General features: G+C 40.2%; 5 protein-coding genes. 3 read left to right on the top strand and 2 right to left on the bottom strand.

The features are described from left to right. Positions 1-231 precede the first annotated feature (231 nt). The 3 genes from IPZ59_RS08425 (at position 232) to IPZ59_RS08415 (ending at position 6,957) form a co-directional block, all read left to right on the top strand. Positions 232-1,278: a proline iminopeptidase-family hydrolase gene (locus IPZ59_RS08425; protein ID WP_236139424.1), complete on the top strand. Its 1,047-nt coding sequence runs from the start codon at positions 232-234 to the stop codon at positions 1,276-1,278. A 348-nt stretch (positions 1,279-1,626) separates the two neighbouring features. Next, positions 1,627-6,429, top strand: a complete 4,803-nt coding sequence (locus IPZ59_RS08420) for a carbohydrate binding domain-containing protein (RefSeq protein ID WP_236139423.1) — start codon at positions 1,627-1,629, stop codon at positions 6,427-6,429. A 63-nt stretch (positions 6,430-6,492) separates the two neighbouring features. Continuing rightward, positions 6,493-6,957, top strand: a complete 465-nt coding sequence (locus IPZ59_RS08415; RefSeq protein ID WP_236139422.1) for a hypothetical protein — start codon at positions 6,493-6,495, stop codon at positions 6,955-6,957. A 225-nt stretch (positions 6,958-7,182) separates the two neighbouring features. Here the strand turns inward: IPZ59_RS08415 and IPZ59_RS08410 are convergent, their stop codons facing one another. Both IPZ59_RS08410 and IPZ59_RS08405 read right to left on the bottom strand, forming a co-directional pair. Next, positions 7,183-10,335: an AsmA-like C-terminal region-containing protein gene (locus tag IPZ59_RS08410; RefSeq protein WP_236139421.1), complete on the bottom strand. Its 3,153-nt coding sequence runs from the start codon at positions 10,333-10,335 to the stop codon at positions 7,183-7,185. A gap of 60 nt (positions 10,336-10,395) precedes the next feature. Next, positions 10,396-13,527 (bottom strand): AsmA family protein, encoded by a 3,132-nt coding sequence (locus IPZ59_RS08405; protein ID WP_236139420.1) that lies wholly within the window; start codon positions 13,525-13,527, stop codon positions 10,396-10,398. Positions 13,528-13,595 lie beyond the last annotated feature (68 nt).

Genomic DNA, 13,595 nt, shown 5'->3' with positions numbered 1-13,595 from the left:
TATCAAGATTTTACTGATCATGACACCGAATGTTTACTGAAAGATACGGTAAAAATCATTGCTCGGATAAAAAACAGCTGATATTGCCTTAGATCGGCAAAACTTATGGCAACCAATGACAAGTATCATCTCTGATAGCTTTCACAAAGGCATAAAAGAGTATAAATTTTATAATTTTGATGGTCAACCATTTTTTTTTACATTTAAAGCATCATCAACGAAATAATTCTCATGCGTAACCTTATTTTTATCCTGACACTCTTTTTTGGAGGACTTGTAGCCTGTAGCCCTTCTGGCGAGGAAGGTAGCTCTGACTTCACCCATTCATATCTTGATTTTTCGGGCAGAAGCGATCAATTTGAAGGAGGAATTCGAATGATCCCTATAGAGACCCCCGCAGGCGAATTTAAGGTTTGGACCAAACGAGTGGGAAACAATCCTAGCATGAAAGTACTCCTCTTGCATGGAGGACCGGGCATGACACATGAATTGTACTCCTGCTTCGATGGGTTCTTTCCAGCAGAAGGCATCGAGTATATCTACTATGATCAATTAGGCTCTTACTATTCTGAGCAACCAGAAGATCAATCGTTATGGACTATTGAGCGATTTGTAGACGAGGTAGAGCAAGTACGTATTGCTTTGGATTTGGATGCTGACAATTTTTACCTTTTCGGACAATCTTGGGGAGGTATATTAGCCATGGAATATGCCTTAAAGCATCAGGATAAACTCAAAGGCCTGGTGATTTCCAATATGATGGCAAGCTTAGATGACTACGAAGCTTATGCGAAAGAAGTGCTAGGGCCACAAATGCCACCTGAAGTTTTTGCTGAGATCATGAAGATTGAAGAAAGTGAAGACTTTGAAAATCCTCGTTATGAAGAATTGCTTTTGGAACACCACTACCAGTACCATGTATTGCGTAAGCCTATAGCGGAGTGGCCTGAGGCAGTTATGCGATCCCTCAAACATGTTAATCCAAATGTATATGTATATATGCAAGGACATTCCGAATTTGGTATTACAGCAGGTGCAAGTTTAAAAGGCTGGGATAGAAAAGAAGACTTAAAATCCATTGCTGTTCCCACACTCGTGATTGGCGCAGGACATGATACCATGGACCCTAGTCATATGGAATGGATGTCTGGCGAAGTGCAAAAAGGGCGCTACCTCTTTTGTCCAGACGGTAGCCATCTTAGTCAGTATGATGATCAGCAGGTATTTTTTGAGGGTTTGATTAAGTTTATCAAAGATGTAGATCAAGGGGCGTTCTAATAAATTTCCCTTTGGATTGATTGCTCATTTTTTTTCACAAACAATAATTTTAAACTGCTGAAAGGTTTATTGCTGCCCTCAGGAAGATAGGTAAGTTAACTTTCAATAAGAAAATGTAAAAATCATCCTGTAGTGTCCACTGAAATTCATTTTTATGGTGATTTAAAACGTTTTAAACGTTCCAAGGCACGATTGATGTATTATTGATGTAGTATTTTTTAGGGATTGATGAACATTTGTAGTACAATTCAACAGCGTGTTGCAGAATTATTTAAGGTAATTTTATGAAATCGCAAATTGCGAAATTTAACAATTATCAATATTCCAAAATAATCATTCATAGTGCCTATGAAAAATTTTACTCTATTTCTCACAACTTTTTTAATGGCCTTTGTAAGCTTTCATGCTTGGTCATTAGAAATACCTCCAAAGGCTCTGGAGATTAAGAGCGCTGAGGATGGACCCAACATTTTAATTAATGGTGACTTTTCAAGTGGCCTAAATTCATGGTCCACCTTTATTGCAGATTTTGCAGGTGTATCAGCGACCGTTGCGGTAACTGACGGTGAAGCTGCTATTACCAATATTACAGGAGGCGGTGGTGAAGTGTGGCATGTTCAATTGAACCAATTACTCACACCCGCTCAAATAGGCTCTTTACAAGTTGGAGAGACTTACAAAGCAAGTTTCCAAGCTCGATCAACAGCCGCTGGTAGACAACTGCGAATGTACTTTGGTGAAGATGGAGGTGGATTTCAATCCATCAACGTCACAGATGTCACCTTAGGAACTGAAATGCAGACTTTTGAAGCCACATTCGTAGTGGGGGCTACTTTCGGAGCTATGAAACTAGGTTTTGAAATGGGCTTGAGCAATGACCCTGTTTTTATAGATAACGTTTCTTTGGCTAAAACAGAAGCTAGTGATGACCCCCCTGTGACAGGAGGAGCGTTTAATCTACCAGTTACCTTTGACGATGAAGATATTGATTATGTTTTAGCAGATTTCGGAGGAGCAATTTCTGAAATTGTAACAGATCCTACCGATGCAAACAATAGAGTTGTTCAAACTATCAAACCTGTCGATGCGGCGGATTTTGCAGGAACAACTGTTGGAGGAACAGCTGGCTTCAGCTCTCCTATTCCTTTCGCACCTGGGGCTACAACTATGAGTGTTCGTGTATGGTCACCTGTAGCGGGTATCCCAGTTCGTTTAAAAGTGGAAGCGTCCAATGATCCTACCATTACTGTGGAGACCGAAGCAAGGGTGACCCAAGCCGAAACTTGGCAGACATTGGTTTTTGATTTTTCAAATGAAGCTTTTGGAACTGCTGAACTCAACTTTTCAAGATCATATAATATGGCGTCCATATTCTTTGATTTTTTGACATCTGGAGAAAGTGTGGGAGCTGCAAGAACCTACTTCTGGGATGATATGGAATTTGGCGGCGAAGTAGGAGAAGATAGCGGTTCCATTTTACTTCCGATCACCTTTGAAAATGATATCGATTGGTCCACTGTTATAGAAAACTTTGCTGGAGGTGAACTAACCGTCATTGATAACCCTGATACTAATGGAAACGAAAGTGCCCGTGTAGGTAGAATGGTAAAAAATACAGGTGAAGTTTTTGGTGGCTCGTTTATCCGACTTGATCAAACCATTGATTTGAGTAAAGGAACAGAGTTTAAAGCACTTGTTTGGGCTCCAAGAGCAAATACGACCATGCTTTTGAAATTTGAGAATCCTTTAAATCCTGCACAAGAATTTGAACAAAGTGCAACAATTCCTGTGGCCAACGAATGGGTAGAAGTTAGCTTTGATATGTCAGGTGCTAACCGAGCATTTACTTTTAGAAATGTGGTGTTGATATTTGACTTGGGTACTGTTGGTGATGGTTCTGAAAACTTTACTTGGTTTGTGGATAATATCAGTCAGGTAGAAGAAGAAGTTGTGGCACCAGCAGATCGACCTACATTACCGTTGACTTTTGAAGAAGACATCAATTGGGAAGCCGTCATCACAAACTTCGATGGAGGAGTACTAACGGTAATTGACAATCCTGACACTAATGGAAATACTAGCGCCAAAGTAGCCCAAATGGTTAAAAATGCAGGACAGCCTTGGGGAGGTGCAGTTATTGATCTGGCAGGACCAATCGATTTGTCTAAAGGAACTGAATTTACTGCACAGGTATGGGCACCTAGGGAAAATACTACTATGCTGTTTAAATTTGAAAACAGTGCAGATCCAGGTCAAAATTTTGAACAAAACGTAACCATTCCTGCTGCTAATCAATGGACAGATGTAACTATCAATATGAGCGGAGCCAATAGAGCCTTCCCTTATGATCGAATTGTTTTCATCTTTGATTTAGGAACTGTAGGTGATGGCTCAGCTAACTTTACTTGGTTCTTGGATAATGTAGTTCAAGTGGAAGGTGAAGGTCCAGGTGTTGCCACATTAACACTTCCTGTTACTTTTGACGATGAAGAATTGGATTATGCATTGACTGATTTTGGTGGGACTGCATCAGAAATTGTAGTTGATCCTACAAACCCTGCCAATAGAGTAGCGCAAACTACGAAAACTGAAAATGCTGAGACTTTTGCAGGCACTACCATCGGAGGAACTGCTGGTTTTGTTAGTCCGATTCCTTTCGCTGCTGGCGCAACTTTCATGAACGCAAGAGTTTGGTCACCAGTAGCAGGTATTCAGGTTCGCTTGAAAGTAGAAGCTGCAAATGATCCTACGGTCAGTGTTGAGACAGAAGCTACAGTAACACGTGCGTCTGGATGGCAAACCTTGACATTTAATTTTGCTAATCAGGCCACTGGAACAGAAGCCATCAATTTCGCAAGAACTTATAATAAGGCAACCATTTTCTTTGACTTTGGAAGAACTGGTGCACAAGCAGGTGGAGCAAGAACTTATTTCTGGGATGATGTAGCTTTTGGAGTTGGAGAAGATGAAGATCCAGGAATTCCAACAGATGGCCCTGTATTGCCTCTAACTTTTGAAGAGGATATTGATTGGGATGCAGTTATTACTGGTTTTGATGGCGGTGAGTTGACTGTAATCGATAACCCTGACACGAATGGGAATCCAAGTGCAAGAGTGGCTCGTATGGTGAAAAATGCAGGTCAGCCTTGGGGCGGTGCATTTATTGATTTGGCTGCACCTCTTAATCTTTCTCAAGGTGCAGAGTTCACAGCGCAAGTATGGGCGCCAAGAGCCAATACTACCATGCTCTTCAAATTGGAGAACAGTGCAAATCCTGATCAAAACTTTGAGCAGAGTGTAACCATTCCTACCGCTAGTGCTTGGACTAACGTCTCTTTTGACATGAGTGGCGCTAACCCATCATTTAATTATGATAGAGTAGTCTTGATTTTTGACTTGGGGACACCTGGAGATGGATCTGCCAACTTCACATGGTTTGTAGATAATATTCGTCAAGTAGGTGATGAGTCAGAGCCAGAAGTGCCGACAAGTCTGATCATTAACGGTAACTTCGCTGATGGCTTAAATTCTTGGACGCCATTCATCGCTGATTTCGCTGGGGTGAGTGCAAATGTAGCTGTAACCAATGGTGAAGCTGCTATTACCAATATCGTGGGTGCTGGAGGTGAAATATGGCATGTTCAATTGAATCAAATTTTCACTCAAGAGCAAATTGCTTTACTTGAAGTCGGAGAAACTTATAAAGTAAGTTTCCAAGCACGATCAACCGTAGAAGGCAGACAACTACGCATGTACTTTGGTGAAGATGGAGGAGGATTCCGATCCATAGAAGTTACTGATGTTTCACTAGGTACTGAAATGCAGACTTTCGAAGTTACCTTCGAGGTGGGAGCCACTTATGATGCCATGAAGCTTGGTTTCGAAATGGGTTTGAGTAATGACCCTGTATTTATTGACAATGTGTCAATGATGAAAGAAGAAGGCGAAACCAGTGAGCCAGAAACACCAACTAGTCTTGTCATCAACGGTGACTTTGCAGACGACTTAAATTCCTGGACGCCATTCATCGCTGATTTCGCTGGGGTGAGTGCAAATGTAGCAGTGACCAATGGTGAAGCAGCAATTACCAACATCACTGGTGCTGGAGGTGAAATATGGCATGTTCAATTGAATCAAATTTTCACTCCAGAGCAAATTGCTTTACTTGAAGTCGGAGAGACTTATAAAGTAAGTTTCCAAGCACGATCAACCGTAGAAGGCAGACAACTACGCATGTACTTTGGTGAAGATGGAGGAGGATTCCGATCCATAGAAGTTACTGATGTTTCACTAGGTACTGAAATGCAGACTTTCGAAGTTACCTTCGAGGTGGGAGCCACTTATGATGCCATGAAACTTGGTTTCGAAATGGGCTTGAGTAATGACCCTGTATTCATTGATAATGTATCTATGGTCAAAGTAGTATTTGAACTTAGCGCTCAGTCCATTACATTCGTCGACATACCTGCACAATTGGCAGGTGGTGATCCAATTGAATTGGAAGCAACGGCTAGTTCGGGATTAGCTGTAAGCTTTACCGCTGAATCAGAAAATATCAGCATTGAAGGCAATGTGGTAACACTCCTTGCTGCTGGTAGAGCAACCATCGTGGCTACTCAAGAAGGTAATAATGAGTTCCGCCCTGCAGCTCCTGTTACGAGAAGCTTCTGCATCAATCCTTTGAAACCAACCATCTCCTTAAGTGGAGAAGGTACAGGCAATGCTACACTCACTTCAAGTGCAAGTATGGGTAATCAATGGTTCAGAAATGGAATCGCTATAGAAGGTGCAACTGGACAAACCTTTACAGTTACTAACCAAGGCTCATACACAGTAGCTGTACGAGTTGATGATTGTGTGAGTGAAGTATCAGATGCGATCAACTTGATTGTCAACAGCAACAGAATTCAGCAGCCGCGTGAACTTTCAGTATTCCCTAATCCAGTTGAAAATTATCTGCAGATTAGAGGAGTAAGTGGTCCGGTAAGGTCGATTGAAATGATCGATATGGCTGGAAGAGTCAATAATGTAGTATTCGAAGAATCCAATGATGGAATTCGGGCGAATGTGTCACACTTGACCCCAGGTATGTATGTAGTAAGAATTCAGGAAATGAATAGAAGCTACGCTGTCAAAGTAATGAAAAAATAATATCCAAAGCTCCTCCAAGCAAATTGGTTGGAGGAGCTTAATTTAACCTCAAAATAGCATCATATGAATAATTATCAACATATATCTCAGTTAGGAGCACGGATCAGGCATCTGTTGCTTATCCTTACCATGCCGCTAGTATTTTTAGCTTGTGGAGAAGATCCTCTACCTGAAGTACCAACGGCAGAAGAAACTGTCACTACCTTACTAACTAGCTCAACTTGGACGTTAAGCGGGGTGACAGTTGACGGTCTTAACCGTACTAGTGCCTATGCAGGTTTAACAATAAACTTTTCTGGCAATAACTTTACCACTACGAATGGAAGGGGTATTTGGCCGGCATCTGGTACTTGGTCATTTACAAGTGCAGAAGCAAGTGCCTTCACTAGGAATGATGGAAAAGTAGTTACTATCCAAACAATCAATGCTAATCTGATGCGTTTAAGCATGCAAGTGGACGAAAATTCATTTATACCGGGGAGGACAAACTCCTTGGCAGGTACACATGTAATGGTATTTGAAAGATAAGCATAGGAAAACCACTTAGTTGAATGAAGAAAGCTGTCTAGACCGAAAGGTCGGGCAGCTTTTTTAGTGAACAGTCTCCTGTCAAGTACTAACTCTGTCTACCCCTCACTCTTAAATAACCAATCTGGAATTTTCTTTTTTACCTAGGCTCAAGTCTTCAATCTTGTTTCATGAGTTCAAACTTTCTATTCTAATCTCCTACCTAAGGGTGGGTTAGCTCGTATCTCATCTCTCCCTTCTATTTCTAGCCAACCCCACATCCAAATCATCTGGTGTCCCGCTCATTCGAATATTTAAAAATCTGACGCGACGGTCAGCGCTCCGGCTAATGATAGCATCCTCCTGATCAGGGTCGACTTCATCCCGATTTCTTCCTCCAAATAAGGCCCTTGCCCCTACTTGGGTCACCAAACTCCAAGGCACACGCACCAAATAGTCCATTTTCATATCCAAACCCTGACTACCAGACAACTCCATAAACCCAAGGCTGGAATTGATCTGCATCGATGGAATAGTCATCACTCCTCCATTCAGTTCAAAACTATTTTGAAGTGTATCAAAGCGGATACGGTTCATATTTCGATCAGCAAAAAAAGAACCCATGGCTCTCATAGGAGCAAAATCAATCAACTCTCCATTGTAAATTTTGACATTAATTTTTGCTTCTGATTGATCCAAAATGGGTGTCAAATCCGGATATACCAATAATTTACTTTCAATAGAGCCGGACACTTTTCCTCTCAAGTTATCGGCCAACACGATGTCCTTACCCATATTATCCATTTTGAAGAGCAACTGATCCACTTGAATTTGATCTACTCGAATAGTACTGTGGAAGTAGATTTTATCCGGATTGCGGCCGTTCAGGTATCCTCTCATACCAAACTTGCCATCGGCAAGTGCAAAATCCAATTGCTCTATATACAGCATACTATCACTGCTGCTTCGGAGCCTGGCCTTTATATTATCCAACCAAGTGCCATGATACAGAAGCTTGTCTACCTCTACTCCAACTTTAAAATCACGGAATGGTAGCTTAAAAATATTAAAAGCCTCTTCATGACTGGACTCTTTTTCAATACTCTCAAAACCCATCAGAGCGTCCAAATCTAATTTTTGCCCTCTTAACTGAAGAAAATCGGGTCTATCTATTGAAGATTTGTTAACACTATCTCCTAAATTATAGCCCATACTAACCCGGAAACTAGACTCTCCCATGGTTCCTCCAAAGTTATCCACTTTCAGATATTGATCAGACCAACTCATCTTCCCACCGAAAGCTTCGAATTTCAGAGGATGAATTTTTGTTTGACCTTGGAGTTGGGCTATAGTTAAATAAAAATTCTGCTTACCTACCCTCTTATCCATGCGAAGGTCCGCATCCAAACGCAAGTCAGTGAAATACTCCTCCTTGTATGCATCTGGTAGAAAATTAACTCCCTGATAGGTCATCAAATCTTTGATTTTCAAATAATCAGAAGCAAAACGAACCTTCAAATTACTTACTCCATGGTCTTCTGACTTAAACCACTTCGGATAATTTTCGAGCTTGCCAGTCAGATAGATATCTGAAGTATCAATTTTACCCTGAAAACTCCTAATGGCTACCATTTGAGAGTCAATTTCGAATACTCCCCTGAACTTTTTGAAATCATGTGGGTAATTTTTCAAACCAACATCCAATGTCTTCAGCTGCATCCTACCTTTAGGCAGGTAATCAAATTTGAACAAATCGACAGCATTTGCTTGAAGCTCAAAATCCAACGTGAGTTTACGTAATTCCTCACTTTGATCCTTATCCTGCTTATACAAAAACTTCCCAAGCTCAATCAATCCTGCATTTGCTTGTAAATTGACCTTAACCGGCACATCTAGCTGATGGAAAATAGCGGGCAGATCAGAAACTTGGGCTTTCATGGAAAAATCTGAATCGGCTAATTTCAAAGAAAAGCTATCCAGTGAAAATGCACCATTCACCATTTTTGCATAGACATTTAGATCCCGAATAGGATACGGAAAATCGGCATAGGTCAGGTTCAAATTTCGAATACGTAATTCAGACTGTAAACTTTCTTTGGCTTGCCGGATACTCGCATTGGATAAGTTCAAATCCATCAATTCATCAAAATCCATTCGCAGCAGCACCTCTCCACTTACTCCTTTTAGATCTGGAATCTGAAAAAACTCTCCGATAAAAGCCAAGTCTAAATCTGCCAATAAATCTACTTTCACATAGGGGTTTTCAAAATCACGTACCGTCAGGTTACCTTGAAAAACACCTCTTTCAGGTTTTGCGTTGAAGTTTTGCAAACGAAACTCCGAAGTACGCAAATTACGATCCAGTCCATTTGTAAAGAATGCCAGAAACCTCAAGTCTTCCACCCTTCTTTCCAAAGCTGTATTTTCAAAGAAAGCATTGTCACAACCAAACTCAAAAGCCACAGCTGGACTATTCCCTTGAGCGACCAATCCGCGAATCGAACCTCTAAAAAACACCTCTCCTTGATTTTGATAGCGCTTAAAAGCTTCTGCTGTTTCCTTAGGTAAAAATGCTGCAATGAGATTAAAATCAGGTTTTTCACCTTCTAACTCCAGATCTAAATGCAAACCTTCTTCAAGAAAAGCCGCAACTCCACCTACTCTGAGAAGAGACTCTTGAAGTTTGAGTTTGGAGGGTTTAAAGGTAATTTGTTTGGATGATTGATTAAGAATAAAATCTAGATTCAATGTCAGGTTTTTATCTGAAAAAAAGGCCTCTTTTCCATCCTTTTCCATCGCAAGATGTAAAGAAGCCTCCAACAAGACATCTAAAACCTCCTTCTTGGATTTTAACGCAGTTTTTACTTCCATGAGTTCCACGGAAATCAATTCATCTTTCCCTGTTTTGTAAAATGAAACCTGTAAATTTTCAATCCATAATTTCTTCAATTCAAAATCAATCGCGTCACTTGATTCAGTATCGGAGGATGGCAAATTTTTGGCCTGTAATAAATTGAGCCTACCTTCCGCATCTTCTACTAGCCGGATATGTCCGGATAAGACTTTTATTGCCTTGACTTTGTAATTTCCACTAAGAATATCTGAAACACTAAAGCCTACATAAAGGTCTTCAAACTCATAAATGGGTAAAGCTGACTTTTCTCGATCTCCATAAAATTTAAGCCCTTTTAAATCAATAGAGATATATGGAAAATTAGTAAAGACCGAAATATGTGAGTCCTCTAGCACCAACTTTCCTTCAAACTGCTCATTCATCAACGTAATAGCTCGTTGCACAAGAATATCTTGCTTGGTGTACACCAAAGCAATCCCCACCACAAAAATGGTCAGAATCAATAATGGTAGGATGAAGAAGGCTTTTAATATCCGCTTACGCATAGTTGACTTTTTATAAGCCAAAAAACGCAAGAAATCGAAAAGAGGTTTTGGTACTAATCGTTACTGCGGACTTTGATCCCGGCGAAGAGCAACTTTATAATCATCGGGAGTTCCTGTCATATTGATATTGACAAAGCGGGTTCGTTTATTCGCGTCACGAAAAACAATTGCGTCTTCTTGATCCGGATCTATTTCATTACGGTTTTTACCGCCGAAAAGTGAGCGGAAGCCAACTTGGGTGACCATTGCCAACGGAACACGGATAAAATAATCCATGTTTAAATCTAAACTCTGTCTCCCCGAAAGTTCGATAAAACCAATACTAGAATTGATATTCATGCGAGGAATGTGCAAAATACCCCCTTTCAATTCAAAAGTATTGGCAAGTGTATCAAATCGCACTCGATTTAAATTACGATCTCCAAAATAAGACGATAAAGCTGACAAAGGTGTGAAATTTACCAAACTCCCTTGATATACGGTCAAATCCATTGTCGCTTCTGACTTATCTACAATCGGTGTCAAGTCAGGATAAACCAAAAATTTACTTTTGATGGTTCCACTGACGAGGCCATGAAGGTTTTCGTTGATCAAGTAGTCCTGACCAAAGTTTTCGAACTTGAACAACAGCTTATCCAAATCAAGTTTGTCTGCCTTCATTTCACTAAAAAAGTAAATTTGTTCTGGATCAGAACCATTAAAGTAACCATTTACTGCCAGAGAACCCTCAGCCAACCTTAAACTCAAGGTGTCCAAATACAAAAAATGATCTACCTGACTTCGAAGAGAGGCTTTTACATCCTTCAACCAAAATGTATGGTAATTGAGTTGCTCAATATCTGCCTTAAACTCCATGTTGCGGAAGGGTAGTTGGAAAATATTGAATGCTTCTTGGTGATTGGTATCCTCTTCAAATCCCTGAAATCCCATCAATGCATCCAAATCCAACGCTTGTGCTCTCAGGTGAAAGTAGTCCTTTTTAGGATTACTATTTTCTTTCAAATTATAACCCATGTTTACGGCAAATGAAGAAATACCCATTTTTCCGCCAAAATCCTCCAAAAGCAAGTAATCATTTTCAAAATGTGCTCGTCCCTTGAAATTTTCCATTTTCAATGGATGGAGGGTAGTCAATCCTGTTAGGTTATCCAAGAAAAAATCTGCGGACTGAAAGGAATTATTTTGAAAGTCTAACACAATTTTCCCGGCAACCAACAAATTCCGGACAGTCTCGTCCTTCCAACTTTCAGGCAGATAATTTACTCCATTATAAGTTAATAAATCATTCAAATTCAGTCTTTTGGAGCTAAGATTAAGCTGTATCACGGACTGCCCGTCCAAGGAATCTTTCATCCACTTGGAATAATTGTCTACTTGGCCAGATAGCAGAAAATCAGTCTGATCAATTTCGCCCTTGAATTTACTTACGAGGAGAACATCCTTTGCTATTTCAACCTCGGCATCAAAATCATGAAAGGTATGTGGGAAATTATCTAATTTGGCATAGAAATCCTCGATTTTAAATATTCCATTCGGCAGATAGTCAAAGTTGAGCAAATCATTGGCCTGCGCCAAGAAAGAGAACTTAAGCTGTACATCTCTTAGATTTTCGCTTTCCTCTTGTTCCAATAATTGACCTAACAAAATGGCCTTAGATTGAGCTTCGAGTGAAACTTCAATTCCCTTATTCTGCTGATGCAGCAAGGCCGGAAAGTCCGACAAAGCACCTTTGAAGCTGAAGTCTGAATCTTTGATATTGAATTTTAACTGATTTAGCTGAACTCTGCCATCCGACATAATGGCGTGTGCTTGGACATTTTCTACAGGATATGGATAGCCTTTGATTGCAAATTTAAGGTCCTGCAAGCGAAGCTCTGACTGCAAACTTTTTTGCATTTGGGAAAAATCAGTAGCTGAGCCCTCCAAATCTACCAACTCATCAAAATCCATAGTCAATGACACTTGTCCACTTAAGCCTTCAAAATCTTCCAACTCAAAAAAATCACCGACAAATTTTAGGTCTAAATCAGCATTGATTTTTACTTTGATATAGGGATCTAAAAAATCACGAATCAATAAATCGGCTTGAAAAAATCCTTTATCAGGCTTTGCATTAAAATTCTGCAAACGGAATTCAGAGGTTTTCAAGGAACGCTCCGATCCATTGGTATAAAAACCAACAAATCGTAAATCCTCCACTCTCCGTTGATTGTCTGCTCGCAAGAAATAGGCATTATCACAGCCAAATTCAATTGCAATAGCTGGTGCTTCGCCTTCGGTAATGCCCCCTCTAATCGTTCCAATGAAGAAAATTTCTCCCTGATTTTGGTAATCATTCAACGCTGCTGCAACTTCTTTGGGTAAAAATGCGGCAAACAAGTTAAAGTCAGGTTTCTGTCCTTCTATTTTTAAATCCAGCTGTGGAGACTCCAAAATTTCACTCACATAACCTGAAGCGGAGAAAAGAGACTCTTCTAACCAAACACTCGATGGACTCAGGTCTAAATAGCCACGCTCTGAATCATAGGCTAAATCAAGATTGAGCCGAACGGCTTTATCCACGAAAAAAGTGGGGGTTCCCTTGTTTTCTAAATCAAAACTCAACTCTCCCACCAAGTTCAAATCCAACAATCCATCGACCGAACGAACATTTGTTTGGATGTCTTTGATATGAGTTGTATACATGAGACCATTTTGTTCATCCAGAAACGATAAATCAAAAGAGTCTAACTTGATGGATTGTAAGGAAAAGTCCAACCCCTCTTCATCACTAGCATCACTGCTGGATATATTTTTTGCCGTAAGCAAGTTTATTTCTCCATGCTCATTTTTAACGAGGTGTAAAAAACCCCCTTTAAGTTTAATACTTTTCACCTGATAGTTTCCAGTCAAAATATCCAATACTGAAAATCCCACATACAGGTCCTGCACTTCATACATGGGTTTTTCTTTTGAATCTTTTTCACCATAGAATTTAAGTCCTTGAAGATCGATGGAGATATATGGGAAATTGGAGAAAGGAGAAATTCTGGATTGAGCAAGTACCAATTCCCCGTTCAACGATTGATTGATTTGCTGAATAGCCTGTTGGGTCAGGGCTTCTTGCTTCCAAGAGATTACTGCGATCCCAATTGCCAACACCACCACAGGAATAGAAAGAAGGATTAAAAAGATTTTTACTGGTTTTTTCATGGACTACTTATATTTGGCAATCAAGCCTTCATTCAAAATTAATGCAATTTTGAATGGGTTTTGAGATT

Source organism: Mongoliitalea daihaiensis, from assembly GCF_021596945.1.
In the GTDB taxonomy this organism is placed as follows: domain Bacteria; phylum Bacteroidota; class Bacteroidia; order Cytophagales; family Cyclobacteriaceae; genus Mongoliitalea; species Mongoliitalea daihaiensis.
The sequence above is the reverse complement of the archived record's forward strand: the minus strand, read 5'-3'. Positions and strand labels throughout refer to the sequence as shown.